The organism is Pseudomonas sp. GW821-FHT09H03 (assembly GCF_059415945.1).
This window is the reverse complement of sequence record NZ_JBWKOF010000008.1, coordinates 127,845-142,194: the sequence shown is the minus strand read 5'-3', so window position 1 is coordinate 142,194 and position 14,350 is coordinate 127,845. Positions and strand designations below refer to the sequence as shown.

Annotated in this window: 14 protein-coding genes and 1 pseudogene; 8 read left to right on the top strand and 7 right to left on the bottom strand. The window is 60.2% G+C overall.

Annotated features, from left to right (window positions below):
• Positions 1-77: 77 nt before the first annotated feature.
• The 4 genes from AC07OG_RS13545 to AC07OG_RS13530 form a co-directional block, all read right to left on the bottom strand.
• Entirely contained in the window at positions 78-1,130 is a 1,053-nt protein-coding gene (locus tag AC07OG_RS13545) for a beta-keto acid cleavage family enzyme (RefSeq protein ID WP_060543067.1), read from the bottom strand.
• A gap of 83 nt (positions 1,131-1,213) precedes the next feature.
• Entirely contained in the window at positions 1,214-2,062 is an 849-nt protein-coding gene (locus AC07OG_RS13540) for a TauD/TfdA dioxygenase family protein (RefSeq protein WP_060543066.1), read from the bottom strand.
• 13 nt (positions 2,063-2,075) lie between these two features.
• Complete coding sequence (locus tag AC07OG_RS13535; RefSeq protein WP_060543065.1) at positions 2,076-3,056, bottom strand: quinone oxidoreductase family protein; 981 nt, start codon at positions 3,054-3,056, stop codon at positions 2,076-2,078.
• Between the two features lie 150 nt (positions 3,057-3,206).
• The gene (locus AC07OG_RS13530; RefSeq protein ID WP_060543064.1) at positions 3,207-3,668 is read right to left on the bottom strand and encodes a hypothetical protein; all 462 of its coding nucleotides are present in this window, start codon (positions 3,666-3,668) and stop codon (positions 3,207-3,209) included.
• 127 nt (positions 3,669-3,795) lie between these two features.
• On the opposite strand from AC07OG_RS13530, the gene AC07OG_RS13525 reads away from it, so the two are divergent.
• The 4 genes from AC07OG_RS13525 to AC07OG_RS13510 all read left to right on the top strand — a co-directional run bounded on the left by AC07OG_RS13525 (position 3,796) and on the right by AC07OG_RS13510 (position 6,954).
• Positions 3,796-5,715, top strand: coding sequence for an alkaline phosphatase D family protein (locus AC07OG_RS13525; protein WP_495067243.1), 1,920 nt, complete (start codon positions 3,796-3,798; stop codon positions 5,713-5,715).
• Positions 5,716-5,771: 56 nt separating this feature from the next.
• Positions 5,772-6,263: a P-loop NTPase family protein gene (locus AC07OG_RS13520; RefSeq protein WP_495067326.1), complete on the top strand. Its 492-nt coding sequence runs from the start codon at positions 5,772-5,774 to the stop codon at positions 6,261-6,263.
• A gap of 185 nt (positions 6,264-6,448) precedes the next feature.
• Positions 6,449-6,703, top strand: a complete 255-nt coding sequence (locus AC07OG_RS13515) for a type II toxin-antitoxin system prevent-host-death family antitoxin (RefSeq protein ID WP_082457593.1) — start codon at positions 6,449-6,451, stop codon at positions 6,701-6,703.
• Positions 6,700-6,954 carry a Txe/YoeB family addiction module toxin gene (locus tag AC07OG_RS13510; protein WP_060543062.1) on the top strand — a complete coding sequence of 85 codons (255 nt, stop codon included), beginning with the start codon at positions 6,700-6,702 and terminating at the stop codon, positions 6,952-6,954. Before AC07OG_RS13515 ends, AC07OG_RS13510 begins: the two co-directional genes overlap by 4 nt.
• Here the strand turns inward: AC07OG_RS13510 and AC07OG_RS13505 are convergent.
• The gene (locus tag AC07OG_RS13505) at positions 6,948-8,138 is read right to left on the bottom strand and encodes an aspartate aminotransferase family protein (RefSeq protein ID WP_495067242.1); all 1,191 of its coding nucleotides are present in this window, start codon (positions 8,136-8,138) and stop codon (positions 6,948-6,950) included. The genes AC07OG_RS13510 and AC07OG_RS13505 overlap by 7 nt on opposite strands.
• A 232-nt stretch (positions 8,139-8,370) precedes the next feature.
• Here AC07OG_RS13505 and AC07OG_RS13500 point away from each other — a divergent pair, with 232 nt between their 5' ends.
• Both AC07OG_RS13500 and AC07OG_RS13495 read left to right on the top strand, forming a co-directional pair.
• Positions 8,371-9,276 (top strand): LysR family transcriptional regulator, encoded by a 906-nt coding sequence (locus AC07OG_RS13500; protein ID WP_060543059.1) that lies wholly within the window; start codon positions 8,371-8,373, stop codon positions 9,274-9,276.
• 72 nt (positions 9,277-9,348) lie between these two features.
• A pseudogene (locus AC07OG_RS13495) lies at positions 9,349-10,362 on the top strand (sensor domain-containing diguanylate cyclase).
• Positions 10,363-10,372: 10 nt separating this feature from the next.
• Here the strand turns inward: AC07OG_RS13495 and msrA are convergent.
• Together msrA and msrB are read right to left on the bottom strand one after the other, a co-directional pair.
• Positions 10,373-11,080 (bottom strand): peptide-methionine (S)-S-oxide reductase MsrA, encoded by a 708-nt coding sequence (gene msrA, locus AC07OG_RS13490; RefSeq protein ID WP_495067241.1) that lies wholly within the window; start codon positions 11,078-11,080, stop codon positions 10,373-10,375.
• A 67-nt stretch (positions 11,081-11,147) separates the two neighbouring features.
• Complete coding sequence (msrB, locus tag AC07OG_RS13485; protein WP_495067240.1) at positions 11,148-11,666, bottom strand: peptide-methionine (R)-S-oxide reductase MsrB; 519 nt, start codon at positions 11,664-11,666, stop codon at positions 11,148-11,150.
• A gap of 186 nt (positions 11,667-11,852) precedes the next feature.
• Here msrB and AC07OG_RS13480 point away from each other — a divergent pair, with 186 nt between their 5' ends.
• Entirely contained in the window at positions 11,853-12,572 is a 720-nt protein-coding gene (locus AC07OG_RS13480; protein WP_495067239.1) for a response regulator transcription factor, read from the top strand.
• A complete protein-coding gene (locus AC07OG_RS13475; protein ID WP_495067238.1) occupies positions 12,569-14,089 on the top strand; it encodes a sensor histidine kinase in 1,521 nt (506 codons plus the stop codon). The genes AC07OG_RS13480 and AC07OG_RS13475 overlap by 4 nt, the downstream gene beginning before the upstream one ends.
• The last annotated feature ends 261 nt before the right edge of the window (positions 14,090-14,350 follow it).

Sequence of the window (14,350 nt, the reverse complement as noted above, 5' to 3'; positions counted from 1 at the left end):
CTTTATTTATTGTTGTTATCCAGCGTATTACTTTTGCAGCGAACGGGAGGTCGTCGACCTCCCGTCCTCGCTACCGGTCAGCCGCGTTGCGGCACACCTTTCTGCCCAGCCTTGCGGTTGGGGGCCATGCCGTTGGCCAACAGGGTTTCTTCGATGGAGTTGTACTTCTCGCCGATGCGATAGATCGCACGGGCTTCTTTACCATTGGCGATTTCGCGACCCAGCTCGTGAGCGATGCGCACGGTCTGCTTGATCTGCGCCACCGAGCCGAAACGAGCGCCCTTATGGTCAATGATAGTGTCTTCATTGCCTACGCGCGGGTGCAGACCCATGGACATCGCCATGGTGTTGAACGGCAGCACGTTCTTGAGCAGCGATTCGGAGGTCAAGGTGCAACCGTTCGGAACGCGGTGGATGAAGTTGAAGAAGTTGAACGGGTTCGGACCGTCGAAACCGCCGCCGATGCCGATCCAGGTCAGGTTCATCGGACCCTTGTAGAGGCCTTTGCGTACCAGGCGCTCAAGGGTTTCCAGGGCATGGATGCCGGTCAGCTGGAAGTGCGGCTGGATGTCGTTGTCCATCAGGCGCTTGAGGTGCTCGATCACCCAGGCCGGGCCGGCTGGCACGGTCATTTCGCTGTAGGCCGCCTGGAAGGCAGGGTTGGCCAGGGAAGTACCTTCCAGGTATTCCGGATACAGCAGTTCCATGATGTTCATCTGGGTGGTGTTGATTGCCACCGTGACCTGATCCGGTTTCGGGGTCAGCTCGGCCAGCATGTGGCGGGTGTCATCGGACAGCCACTTGGCGGCTTCGCCATCGCTTTCTGGAGCGAAGGAAATCGAACCACCGACCTGGATGATCATGTCCGGCACTGCTGCACGCACACCGGCGATCAGCTCGTTGAACTTGGACAGACGTTTGGAACCCTTGCCGTCCAGTTCACGCACGTGCAAGTGCAGAACGGTGGCGCCGGCGTCATAGCACTCGACCGCTTTCTGGATTTGTTCATCCATGGTCAGCGGGATGTCTTCAGGGAAGTCTTCTGGCATCCACTCAGGGCCGTACGGGGCCACGGTGATAACCACTTTCTCCATGTTTTCGGGGTGCAGGGAATCGTCGAAAAATTGCATGGATTACTCCTATTTTTTTGATTGTCCGCCCGCCCGGGGATACCGGGCAGACGTGTAGTCGAATGCTATTGCTGAAGGGTCGATCAGAATGTCTTGTCGCCGATGATCCCGGCGCGTTCCATCTTGCGATGGCATGGCGGGTAATCCATGACGGCGTAGTGCTGGGTACTGCGGTTGTCCCAGATAGCGATGGAGTTAGGCTTCCAGCGCCAGCGCACTTGATATTCCGGGATGTAAGCCTGGCTGACCAGGTAACGCAGCAGCTCACCCGCACCCGGATTGGCATCCTGGCCGAACCGCACCCGATCAGGGGTGTGGTAGTTGCTGAAGTGAGTGGTGAAGGCGTTGACGAACAGCACCTTCTCCCCGGTTTCCGGATGGGTACGTACTACCGGGTGCTCGGCATCCGGGTACATCGCCTTGAGCGCCAGACGCTTTTCGATCGGCATGGCCGCACCAAAGCTCGCTTCGATGCTGTGGCGGGCGCGCAGGTCGGCAATCTTCAGCTTCACGTCTTCCGGAAGGCGGGCATAAGCCTCGACCATGTTGGTCCACATGGTGTCGCCACCAACCGGTGGGCATTCGACGCAACGCAGCACACAACCCATTGGCGGCGCTTCGCGCCAGGTCGCATCGGTGTGCCAGGCGTTTTCGTAACGATCCATCGGCTGATCAGGGTTTTTGTAGATACGCACCAGACCCGGATGATCCGGATCGCTGCCAGCTACAGGGTGATCTTCCAGCTCGCCGAAACGACGGGCGAAGGCCACGTGATCGGCGCGGGAGATGTCCTGGTCGCGCAGGAATACCACGCGATGCTTGAGCAACTGGGCACGGATCTCGGCAAACAGACCGTCGTCATGTACCGCATCGGCCAGGTTGACGCCGATCAGTTCGGCGCCAATGCTGCAGGTCAATTGTTCGACTTTCATGGCTGGCAGCTCCTTAAACGACGAAAATCGACGAGCCGGTAGTCTTGCGAGACTCGAGATCGCGATGGGCTTGCACCGCGTCCTGCAACGCGTAGTGCTGGTTGATCTCGATCTTGATGCGGCCGCTGCCGACGTGGTCGAACAACTCGCCAGCCAGTTCGGCTTTTTCGGCCGGGTCGCTGATGTAGTTGGCCAGGGCCGGACGGGTCAGGAACAGCGAGCCTTTCATCGCCAGCATCACTGGGTCGAAGGCCGGGATCGGTCCGGACGCGGTACCCACGCAAACCATCAGGCCACGGGGTTTCAACGAATCCAGCGAACCCATGAAGGTGTTCTTGCCAACGCTGTCGAACACAACGTTGACGCCCACGCCATCGGTCATCTCGCGAACGCGAGCGGCGACGTCTTCATGGCTGTAATTGATCGTATGGTCGCAACCGTGAGCGCGGGCAATTTCAGCCTTCTGCTCGGTCGACACGGTGCCAATCACGTTCAGGCCGAGCAGCTTGGCCCACTGCGAAACGATCAGGCCAACACCGCCGGCGGCAGCGTGCAGCAAGATGGTGTCGCCAGCCTTGAAGTCGTAGATGCGACGCATCAGGTACGAAGACGTCAGGCCGCGCATGGTCATGGCAGCGGCGGTCTCGAAGCTGATGGTTTCAGGCAGCTTGATCAGCGGTGCGGCCGCGATCAGGCGCTCGGTGCTGTAGGCGCCGAGGGTATTGAGGAAACCGGTGTAGGTAACGCGGTCGCCGACCTCAACATTGGTAACACCTTCGCCGACGGCCTGGACTACGCCAGAAGCCTCGACGCCCATGCCGTTAGGCATCGGGATCGGATAGGTACCATTGCGGAAGTAGGTGTCGGCATAGTTCAGGCCCACAGCTACATGACGCAGACGGACCTGGCCAGGACCAGGATCGCCGACCTCGACGTCTTCATAACGTAGAACCTCGGGACCACCAGTTTCGTAAAAGCGTACGGCTTTGGCCATTTTTCTTGTTCTCCAATCTGCAATGTAGGCGTGCGGCATCGAATTGCGCTGATTGGACTGTAAGTTGACGCCTGCTGCGATGCTTCTCATCAGACGACAATGGCTTTTCATTTCGTGACAGGCGTGGCGGCACCCTCCGGCGCCGCGAAGCTACTCGACCTGAATCGGCCCGCGGGTCCCGGCATCGCTGTCAATCCAGTAGTCTTCGTTGATCAACCGTCGGTCGCCCTGAATCGTGAAAGTGAGCTTGCCCTGATGGAATTGCAGCGTGCCATCGGTGCGTTTGGCCTTGACCCGTTCACCATTGACCCAGACGTTTTCCCTGGAGTCGATGCGAATGGTGGCGACGGTCGCGCCAGCGTCACTTTTGGCGACCCACTGCCCGGCATAGGGGGTCGGCGCGGTTGTGGTGTCGGTGGTGACCGGCGCCTGGTTGCTGAACCCGGCCTCGGCATTTTGCGCCTTGGTCTTGTGGATATCACAGCCCTCGAGCTCGCTCACCTGGGTGCAACCGGATGCCTCCAGCTGTTTGCGATACTTGTCGTTGATGGCGTAGGCCGGGGACTGGGCGAATAGCAAAATAGCCAGTGCCGGCAGGATGACTTTGTTCATGAATCCCCCTCTTGCGATCGACATATTACCGAACCCTCACACAGGGCGTGGCAGCTTCACGTTAGCCTGTCCCGCCACCACCTGCGTTATCATCGCCCGCCTCTACCCTCTCGAGTCTTGAACCCGGATGCCCGCACCGCTGCCACAAACTGAAGATCATGCCCTGCCACCCGTCCTCGTCGGCCCGCTGTTGCGGCGCCTGGAGCCCCGGCGCCTGGTATTGTGGCTGGTCGGGTCGAGGACACTGGCGCTGACCTTGCGGATACAAGGTAGCGCCGATATCCGCCTCGATGCCAGTCAGTGTACGGTCATTGCGGCCGGCGCCCATGCCTTCGTGCATCTGATCGATGTGCATCTCGATACCGCCCTGCCCTGTGACGAACTGATCGAGTATGACCTGCTGATAGACGACGAGCAGGCGGGTATCGCCGAGTGGGCGCCTCATCTGCTGTACGGCGATGCCCGATGCCCGACCTTGGTTTTGCGCTCGCGGGTCGATCAGTTGCTGCATGGCTCCTGCCGCAAGCCTCATCACCCGGCTGCCGACGGCTTGCTGTGCGTCGATCGGTTGCTGGCAGAACAACCTGCAGCCCACGACCGCCCGGCGCTCCTGATGATGACCGGCGACCAGGTGTATGCCGACGACGTAGCCGGGCCGATGTTGCGGGCGATTCATGCCTTGATCAAACGCCTGGGCCTGTTTGAGGAGCACCTCGAAGGTGCGGTGGTCAGCGACAGCGCCAAACTCTACGAGCACCCTGCCAGTTACTATCACCGCGCGGATCTGTTGCCGGCGCTGCAGAGCAACGAAACCCTACGCGAGCGTTTTTTCGGCGGTGCACGCAAGCCGATTTTCACCAGCAGCAGTGCCGACAATCACCTGGTGACGTTCGCCGAAGTCATGGCCATGTACCTGTTGGTCTGGTCGCCGACTCCCTGGACCTTGATCACGCCACAGCCCCCTGCCCTGACGCCGCAAAGACGCGAGCGTTATGCCGCTGAGCAGATTTGCATCGATTCTTTCACCCGCGGCCTGGGCAACGTCGCCCGGGCACTGGCGCATCTGCCGACGCTGATGATTTTCGATGACCACGATATTACCGATGACTGGAACCTTTCCGCGCAATGGGAGGAAACGGCCTACGGCCATCCATTCTCCCGGCGCATTATCGGCAACGCGCTGATCGCTTACATGCTGTGCCAGGGCTGGGGCAACCATCCCGATGCATTCACTACCGTGCTGGAGAAGGCCGCCGCACTGAGCGCCAGTGGCGATGACCGCTACCTCGACAGCCCGGTTCAGGACGACTTGATCAATGACCTGCTGAAGTTTCAGAACTGGCATTACCTGTTGCCGACCACCCCGGCCGTGCTGGTGGTCGACACCCGTACCCGGCGCTGGCGCAGCGAGATGAACCTCAAGCAACCGTCGGGATTGCTGGACTGGGAAGCCCTGAGCGAACTGCAGCAGGAACTGCTCGACCACCCGAGCGCGATCATCGTTTCACCCGCGCCGATTTTCGGCGTCAAACTGATCGAGACCGTGCAGCGAGTGTTCAGCTGGTGCGGTTATCCGCTGCTGGTGGACGCAGAAAACTGGATGGCCCATCGCGGCGCGGCGCAGGTAATCCTGAATATTTTCCGACACTCGCGTACGCCGGGTAACTATGTGGTGCTGTCAGGCGATGTGCATTATTCCTTCGTCTACGAAGTATTCATACGACACCGCAAGGGCGGGCCAAAAATCTGGCAAATCACCAGCAGCGGCATCAAGAATGAATTCCCGCGCAACCTGCTCGAATGGTTCGACCGTCTCAACCGCTGGTTGTATTCCCCGCGCTCACCACTGAACTGGCTGACCAAACGCCGGCGCATGCGCATCGTGCCGCACATCCCGGAACATGCCGAAGCGGGCGAGCGGCTATGGAATTCGGCAGGGATCGGCCAGGTGTTCTTCAATGATCAAGGCCAGCCCGAAGCGATCTATCAGCACAACTCGAACGGCTCGCCGAAGACCCGGATGGTTGCACCGCAACAGCACGACTGACGAATCTGTCGCAGGTACTCCCGCGCATGAAGACGAATCTGCCACCCCCGAACAGCCTGGACCTGCGCCGAACCCTGATCATCGGCAACTCCGGCTCCGGCAAGAGCTGGCTGGCCAGCCGAATGGCCCGGTCATTGAAGGTGCCGTGGATTGATCTGGACCGGATTCACTGGCTGTCCGACAAACACAGCATCCCCCGCCCCGGCTCGCACGTGCTGGCCCTGGCGCGGGTAGCGGCCGATGAAGAGCGCTGGGTGATCGAAGGGGTGTATGGCTGGATCATCAGTGAAATCATCCACCGCGCCACGACGCTGATCTGGCTGTGCGTCGAGGATCAAGAGTGCGTGGCCAACATTCACCAGCGGGAAACAAAGGACGATGATCGATTGCTCGCCATGCTGGAGTGGGCCGCAAGCTATCGAAGCCGTGAGGGGGACAGCGGCTATGCAGGTCATCGGCGGTTGTTCAATGGTTTTGGTGGCTCAAAGATACAACTGGCAGGACGGGATGAGATGGCAGGTTTGATCTGCTCACTGCGGCAGACCTAGTGATCCATGCCCCGGAAGTTCAAATCGGAATGGGACTACAACGGTCACGGAAACGTCCCGAAGTGATTTCGACGATACTCAGTGCAGGCATTGGTGCACCCATTTCCTGACGACCACTGAGAGGTATCGCCTTGTCATCCTGTACTCATTTCTGTACGTTCTTAGCATCAAGCGAGGACTACAACATGCAAACCATCAACTACACCACCGCACGCGCGCATTTGGCAGAGACCATGGATAGGGTCAACGAGGACCGCGCCCCATTACTGGTGACTCGCCAGAAAGGCGAACCGGTAGTGATGATGTCACTGGCGGAATACAACTCACTGGAAGAGACCGCCTACCTGCTGCGTTCGCCAGCCAATGCTGCGCGGTTAATCAAATCAATCGGCAACCTGCGGGCAGGGAAAACCAAAGCCAGGCAACTTATTGAAACATGAATATCGAGTTCACTTCCGAAGGCTGGGAGGACTACCTCTGGTTCCAGCAAAACGATAAGGCCGGCCTCAAACGAATCAATTTACTGATCAAAGCCATTCAGCGCGAACCGTTCGGCGGCCTTGGAAAACCTGAACCGCTCAAACATAACCTGAGCGGTTTCTGGTCTCGACGGATTACGGCTGAACACCGGCTGGTCTATACCATCGAAGAGGGTGAAATGCGCATCGTCATGTGCAGATATCACTACTGATCCGCTGCAGGAGCCGCTTTCACAACCTGGCTCACCCCTCTGACAATCATCTCCACCTCCCACTCATCAATCGTCAGCGGCGGCAGCAGGCGAATGATCTGCCCGCGCGTCACGTTGATCAGCAAGGCATGATCCCTGGCGGCGATCAGGCTCAGGTCGCGGATCGATTGCTTGAGTTCGATACCGATCATCAGGCCCTGCCCGCGGATGGCTGAGACGTTGGGTTCATCCGCCAGTTCCATGCGCAATCTGTCGAGCAGTCGTTCGCCCTGCAGCCGCGCATTATCCAGCAGACCTTGTTCTTCGATAATCTCCAGCACGGTGCAGGCCACCCGGCAGGCCAGCGGATTGCCGCCGAAGGTGCTGCCATGGCTGCCAGGGGTGAACAGTTCAGCGGCTTTGCCCCGAGCCAGGCAGGCACCGATGGGGATGCCGTTACCCAGGCCTTTGGCCAGGGTCATGACGTCCGGGACGATGCCTTCATGCTGACAGGCAAACCACTGGCCGGTGCGGCCGATGCCGGTCTGGATTTCGTCGAGCATCAACAGCCAGGAGCGCCGGTTGCACAATTCGCGCAGGGCCTTGAGATAACCGGGCGGCGCCAGCTGCACACCGCTTTCACCCTGTATCGGTTCCATCAGGATCGCCACGATCCGCGAGCCATGTGTCTGTTGCACCCGTTCCAGGGCTTCGAGGTCGCCGAACGGCACCTTGACGAAATCCCCCGGTAATTTGTTGAAGCCGAGCCTCACCGCCGGGCCGTCGCTGGCCGACAGGGTGCCGAGGGTTCGGCCATGGAACGCGTTCTCCATGACCACCACCAGCGGTTGCTCGATGCCTTTGTGCCAGCCATGCAACCGGGCGATTTTCAGCGCGGTTTCGTTGGCCTCGGCACCGGAGTTGTTGAAAAACGCCCCGTCCATGCCCGCCAGCCGAGTCAGCTTCTGCGCCAGCCGCTGTTGCCAGTCGATGCTGTAGAGATTGGACGTGTGCAGGAGCAGCCCGGCCTGCTCGCTGATGGCCGCGACGACTTTCGGGTGGCAATGCCCGACATTGGTCACCGCCACGCCGGCGACCGCGTCCAGGTACTCACGACCGGCCTGGTCCCACAGGCGTGTGCCCAGGCCTTTGGTGAAGCTCAAGGCCAGGGGTTGGTACGTACTCATCAGGCAGGCGGCGGTCATGACATCAAGCTCCAGCAAGGGTCGTGTGATCCTTGTAGGAGCTAGCATGCTAGCGATGGTCGTGAACGATAACGCGGGTTTACTAGCTAAACGCGGCGCTCTTGAGTCCATCGCGAGCATGCTCGCTCCTACAAGTCATCGACGGCAAGGGTCGGTGTTTTTGCAGTATGGTTAGCCACCTGAGCTGGATAAACCCGGTAAAACTTCAATCATTTTTAAGCTGGGCTTGATAATGGATCTGTTCCAGGCAATGACCGTTTACGTCAAAGTGGTGGAGGCCGGTAGCATGACGGCCGCCGCCCTGCAGTGCGAAATGTCCACGACCATGGTCGGCAATCACCTCAAGGCCCTGGAGCAGCGCCTGGGTGTGCGCCTGCTCAACCGCACCACCCGGCGCCAGCGCCTTACCGAATTCGGCGCTGCGTACTACCAGCGTTGCCTTGAAGTGTTGGGCCTGGTGGCGGATTCCGAACGCTTGGCGGAACAGGCCCTCGACGAACCCAGTGGCACCCTGCGCATCACCGCGCCGCTGACGTTCGGCACCGAACGCCTGGCACCGGCCTTGAGCGAGTTCAGCCTGCACAACCCGCGGGTGAAACTCGATGTCGTGCTCACCAACCGGCGCCCGGACCTGCTGGATAACGGCTTCGACGTGGCGTTCCGCCTTGGTGCGCTTGAGCCTTCCAGCCTGATCGCCCGGCCACTGATCGACTACACCCTGACCATGTGTGCAGCCCCGCAATACCTGGCACGCCGGGGGGTACCGGAGCACCCTGCCGACCTGCAACACCACGATTGCCTGTCCTTCGCGTATCCGGCCGGAGACGACTGGCAATCGGTGGAAAAGCAATGGCGTCTGAGCGGACCTGAAGGCGACGTCGCCGTTGCGGTCAGTGGCCCGATGCTGATCAATAGTTCGGCAGCCATGCATCAGGCGGCGCGCACCGGCATGGGCATCGTGATGATGCCCGATGCCCTGGTCGAGCAAGACCTCAAGGACGGAAACCTGCAGGCTTTGATGCCGGATTACCAGCCGCTCAGCCGGCCGATGCACCTGGTATACGCTCAGGATCGCTACCGTTTGCCGAAATTGCGTCGTTTCGTCGACTTCGCCATGCAGTTGTGGGGCAGACACTAGCGGGTCGAATGCGCCTTGCACTAATCTGCCAGCCGATAGGTCAGCAATATCCACAAAGCAAGGAGCGCAGAGATGGGTGAGACATCAAATAACGAGCCGCTGAAGTTCGACATGGCAGATCTGAACGACGGCATGCTGCATACCATCATGGAGCTGATCAGCGACGGTATCTGGGACTGGAACGCCAACACCGGTTTGGTGTATCGCACCGCCCGCTGGTACGAGATGCTTGGCTACACACCGCATTCGCTGGACAACAATGTATTGACCTGGGAAAACGTCATCCATCCCGATGACTACCCTCGGGTCATGGCTGTGTTTGATGATTACCTGAGCCGGCGCACCAGTGAGTACCAGGCCGAGTATCGCTGCCGTATGCAGGATGGCAGTTACCTGTGGATCGAAGACCGTGGCCACATTCTGGCGCGCAACCCCGACGGTTCAGTGGCGCGGATGATCGGCGCACACCGCAGCATCGAAGACAAACGACGCCTGTTCAAAGCACTCGAGCAGCGCAATCACTCCCTCGAAACAATTATCGAAGAGCGCACCAGCGAGTTGTCCCGGGTCAACCTGCAGCTACAGTTGCAGCTCGAAGAGAATCGCAGGCTGGCGCAAACCGACACCTTGACCTCCATTGCCAATCGCTATCGCCTGGACCAAGTGCTGCCCCAGGCCTGCGAGCGCGCCGAGCGGTTCCGCGAGCCGTTGTCGCTGATCGCCATGGACATCGACGACTTCAAGACCATCAACGATCACTATGGCCACGCCCTGGGTGACGCCGCCTTGACCCATGTGGTCTAAAACGTGAAACGCTTCGTCCGCGACGGCGACTTGCTGGCGCGCTGGGGCGGCGACGAATTCATCCTGGTCTTGCCCGACACCGCACTGGCTGAAGCCAAGTCTCTCGCCGGCAAGATCCGTGACGGCCTGGCGGAGCTGTTGCCCGTTGGCGACTTCAAGGTGACCATGAGTTTCGGGGTGGTCCAGCGCTTTGACGAGGAACAGCAGACCGGCCTGATGGCGCGGGCCGATCAGGCGCTGTATCGCTCGAAGATCTCGGGCAGGAATCTGATTTGCGAATGAGGGCCGCCCCTCACCTGTCCGCTTTCACCAGCACCGGCTGATCCTGATAGCGATTCGGGTACAGTTGCTTGAGCTGTGCGACCTTCGGCAGATCGTTGATCACGATGTACGGGTAGGTCGGGTGCTCGGTGAGAAAGTCCTGATGCTCTTCTTCGGCCGGGTAGAAACCGTTGAAGGTTTCCAGTTGGGTCGCAATCGGTTTGTCGAACGAACGGGCCGCATCGAGCTGGGTGATGTAGGCCTGCGCGACTCGCTGTTGCTCAGCGCTTTTGGTGAAAATGGCCGAGCGATACTGGGTGCCGCTGTCCGGGCCCTGACGGTTGAGTTCGGTCGGGTTGTGCGCCACCGAGAAGTAGATTTGCAGCAGGCTGCCGTAGCTGACCTGGTTGGGGTCGAAGGTCACTTCGACCGACTCCGCATGGCCGGTGTCACCGCCGCTGACGCGCTCGTACTGCGCGGTATCGGCCGCACCGCCGGCATAGCCGGAGACCGCGCTCTTCACCCCTTTGACATGCTGGAACACCCCTTGCACACCCCAGAAGCAACCACCGGCGAAAATCGCGGTTTCGCTGCGGGCCTGGGTGATTTCGTCGAGAGTCGGCGGTGGAATGATGACGGCCTCTTCAGCCCCACCCAGAGAGAACGCCGAGCACTGACTGATGATGCCGGCAGCCGCCAGCCCCAGCAATGTACGACGCCATGTGAGCAAGATTTTCATGGGGCATGACTCCTGAAGAATTGGATGGCCAGAGGGTGGCTACCGACAAAAAACCGGATGAAAAAAATCAGATGGTCGAGGGTTCGAACTTCATCGCCAGGCCGTTCATGCAATAGCGCAAGCCGGTGGGTTTGGGACCGTCATCGAAGACATGGCCCAGGTGCCCGCCACAGCGCCGGCAGTGCACTTCTTCACGCACCATCCCAAAGGCGCGGTCCTGGCGGGTTGCCACGGCCCTTTCCAGCGGCGCCCAGAAACTCGGCCAACCGGTACGGCTGTCGAATTTTGTCGCCGAGGAAAACAGCGGGAGATCGCAACCGGCACAAGCGAACGTCCCGTCACGGTGTTCATTGTTCAGCGGGCTGCTGTAGGCGCGTTCGGTGCCTTCTTCACGGAGGATTTCGTATTGCTCGTCGCTCAGGATGTTGCGCCATTCGCTGTCGCTGTGGCTCACTTCGAACACCTCTTGCGCGCCGGCCTCGCTGATCAGCGCCGAGCTTTTGGCAAATTGGGGCAATACACCGATCGCCAGGGCTGCAACCCCCATCCCGCCGCTCGCCACTAGAAATTGCCGTCGTGAAAACATGTTCGCCTCCAAGAATCCCACGGGGTGTTTCATGGAGCCAAGACTAGCCTTGGGGTGATCGCCAAATCCTCACGGGAAGTTAAACAATTCGTGATAACTCGGGACCGGAAAAACCCGCACAATGCATCTGCCCCACTGTGGGTAGTATTTCGCACAATGGTGCATCGCGCCGAAGGATTGAGCTGGATGGAACAGACCAAACGAGTCCTCGTGGTCGAGGACGACCTGCACATCGCCGACCTGATCTGCCTGCACCTGCGTGACGAACAGTTCGAAGTGGTACACAGCGCCGATGGCAACGAAGGTATGCGCCTGCTGCAGCAAGGTAACTGGGATGCATTGATCCTCGACCTGATGCTGCCAGGTGTCGATGGCCTGGAAATCTGCCGACGTGCCCGTGCCATGGCGCGCTACACGCCGATCATCATCACCAGTGCGCGCTCCAGTGAAGTGCACCGCATTCTCGGCCTCGAACTGGGCGCCGACGATTACCTGGCCAAGCCGTTCTCCATGCTCGAACTGGTGGCACGGGTCAAAGCCCTGTTGCGCCGGGTCGATGCCATGGCGCGCAACCTTAAGATGGACGCCGGCGGCCTGATCATCGACGGCCTTGCCATTGACCCGATCACCCGCGAAGTGTCCCTCGCCGGTCGTCGTCTCGACCTGACGCCACGGGAGTTCGACCTGCTGTACTTTTTCGCCCGCCAGCCCGGCAAGGTGTTTTCGCGCATGGACCTGCTCAATGCCGTCTGGGGCTACAGCCACGAAGGCTACGAGCACACGGTCAACACCCACATCAACCGCCTGCGCGCCAAGATCGAGACCGACCCGGCACAACCGGTGCGCATTCTCACGGTCTGGGGCCGCGGCTACAAATTCGCCACCGGTGAGGAGCCACGACCATGAGGCTGACCCTGACGCAACGCCTGTCCCTGGTGTTCGCCGCGCTGCTGCTGGTGTGTTGCGGTACCTCGGCGTGGATGCAGGTGCGCTCCAACCAGATGCATGAACAGGAAGTGGTGCAAGGGTTGTCCCGGGACCTGGCGCAACACATCGCCAACGACACCGTTCTGATGAACACCCAGGGCCTGATGCCCGATGCTGTGCGCGATCTGTTCAGTCAACTGATGCTGGTCAACCCGAGTGTCGAGGTGTACCTGCTCGACAACCAGGGCAAGATTGTCGGCAGCGCCGCGCCTGAAGGCCGGATACAGCGCGAGCAGGTCGACCTGGCACCGATCCAGCGCCTGCTCAGGGGCGAAGCCCTGCCGATTCCCGGCGACGATCCGCGCAGCGTCGATGCGCACAAGGTGTTCAGCGCCGCGCCGTTGAAGGTCGATGGCAAGCAGGTCGGTTATCTGTATGTGGTGTTGCTCGGCGAAGATCACGATCGCCTGGCCGCGCGTGGTGCGACCAGCGCGGCACTCAATACCGCATTGCTGTCCATCGCACTGGTCGCGCTGCTGTGCCTGATTGCCGGTCTTGCCGCGTTTGCCCTGATCACCCGGCCATTGCGCCGCCTGACCGAAACCGTCAGCCGGTTCGACATCGATGGCGTCCCGGCCTCTGCGACCCTGCCCATCCCTGCGGAAATAACTGCCGGGCACGATGAAATTTCCATACTCGATGCCACTTTCCGGCAGATGCAGGCACGCCTCGGCGAGCAATGGCGCACCCTGACCCGCCAGGACCAGGAGCGTCGCGAACTGGTGGCAAACATCTCCCACGACCTGCGCACACCGCTGGCCTCCCTGCACGGTTATCTGGAAACCCTTTCGCTCAAGGACGCCACGCTGTCCCCTGCCGACCGCCGTCGCTATCTGGGCATTGCTTTGGATCAAAGCCGCAAGGTCGGGGGGCTGGCGCAGTCGCTGCTGGAGCTGGTGCGCCTGGAGCACGGTTTCGTGCAACCGGTACTGGAACGCTTTTCCCTGACGGATCTGACGCAGGATATTTTTCAGAAATTCGAGCTCACCGCCGAAGCCCGCCAGGTGGAACTCAAAGCCAGCTTCGCAGCCAATGTGTCGGTGGCCTGTGCCGACCTGGGGCTGATCGAACGAGTGCTGACCAACCTGTTCGACAACGCCCTGCGCCATACCCCTTCGGGCGGAGAAGTTGAACTGAGCTTGCGTGCGCAGGGATCTTTCGTCGAAGTGACCGTCAGCGACACCGGCCCCGGCATCGCCCCCGAACTGCGCGAAGGTCTGTTCCTGCGGCCATTCAACATTGGTGGTGCGCGGCGCGATGGCGGGCTGGGGCTGCGGATCGTGCACCGAATCCTGCAACTGCACGGGTGCGAGATTCAGTTGATCGATGTGCCGGGACGGGGGGCGACGTTGCGGTTTTCGTTACCGATCGATGAGCAAACGGCCACTTCATTGGCGCAGCGGTCGATGAACCTCAATGTACCGAATCAGGTGTGAGGACCGCACTACCTGCATCGCGAGCAGGCTCGCCCCCACAAGGTTCATGTGTCGCTCAAAACACCCGTGGCAAATCAGATCAACTGTAGGAGCGAGCAGGCTCGCGATGGACTCAGGGGCACCGCGCTCATCCAGAATGAACGCATTATCGTTAACCTCCATCGCGAGCAGGGTCACCCCCACAGAAAGGCAAAAATATGACCAGCCACCTGTTGATCCGTGACAACGCCGCCCCGGTCCAATAGATTAGGCGACCTGAAA

Bases quoted from the DNA above. Each gene is read 5' to 3' on its own strand.
- AC07OG_RS13535 (WP_060543065.1), bottom strand. From the start codon at position 3,056: ATGGCCAAAGCCGTACGCTTTTACGAAACTGGTGGTCCCGAGGTTCTA.
- msrA (WP_495067241.1), bottom strand. From the start codon at position 11,080: ATGAAAATCTTGCTCACATGGCGTCGTACATTGCTGGGGCTGGCGGCT.
- msrB (WP_495067240.1), bottom strand. From the start codon at position 11,666: ATGTTTTCACGACGGCAATTTCTAGTGGCGAGCGGCGGGATGGGGGTT.
- AC07OG_RS13505 (WP_495067242.1), bottom strand. From the start codon at position 8,138: ATGACCGCCGCCTGCCTGATGAGTACGTACCAACCCCTGGCCTTGAGC.
- AC07OG_RS13545 (WP_060543067.1), bottom strand. From the start codon at position 1,130: ATGCAATTTTTCGACGATTCCCTGCACCCCGAAAACATGGAGAAAGTG.
- AC07OG_RS13530 (WP_060543064.1), bottom strand. From the start codon at position 3,668: ATGAACAAAGTCATCCTGCCGGCACTGGCTATTTTGCTATTCGCCCAG.
- AC07OG_RS13510 (WP_060543062.1), top strand. From the start codon at position 6,700: ATGAATATCGAGTTCACTTCCGAAGGCTGGGAGGACTACCTCTGGTTC.
- AC07OG_RS13540 (WP_060543066.1), bottom strand. From the start codon at position 2,062: ATGAAAGTCGAACAATTGACCTGCAGCATTGGCGCCGAACTGATCGGC.
- AC07OG_RS13500 (WP_060543059.1), top strand. From the start codon at position 8,371: ATGGATCTGTTCCAGGCAATGACCGTTTACGTCAAAGTGGTGGAGGCC.
- AC07OG_RS13515 (WP_082457593.1), top strand. From the start codon at position 6,449: ATGCAAACCATCAACTACACCACCGCACGCGCGCATTTGGCAGAGACC.
- AC07OG_RS13480 (WP_495067239.1), top strand. From the start codon at position 11,853: ATGGAACAGACCAAACGAGTCCTCGTGGTCGAGGACGACCTGCACATC.
- AC07OG_RS13475 (WP_495067238.1), top strand. From the start codon at position 12,569: ATGAGGCTGACCCTGACGCAACGCCTGTCCCTGGTGTTCGCCGCGCTG.
- AC07OG_RS13525 (WP_495067243.1), top strand. From the start codon at position 3,796: ATGCCCGCACCGCTGCCACAAACTGAAGATCATGCCCTGCCACCCGTC.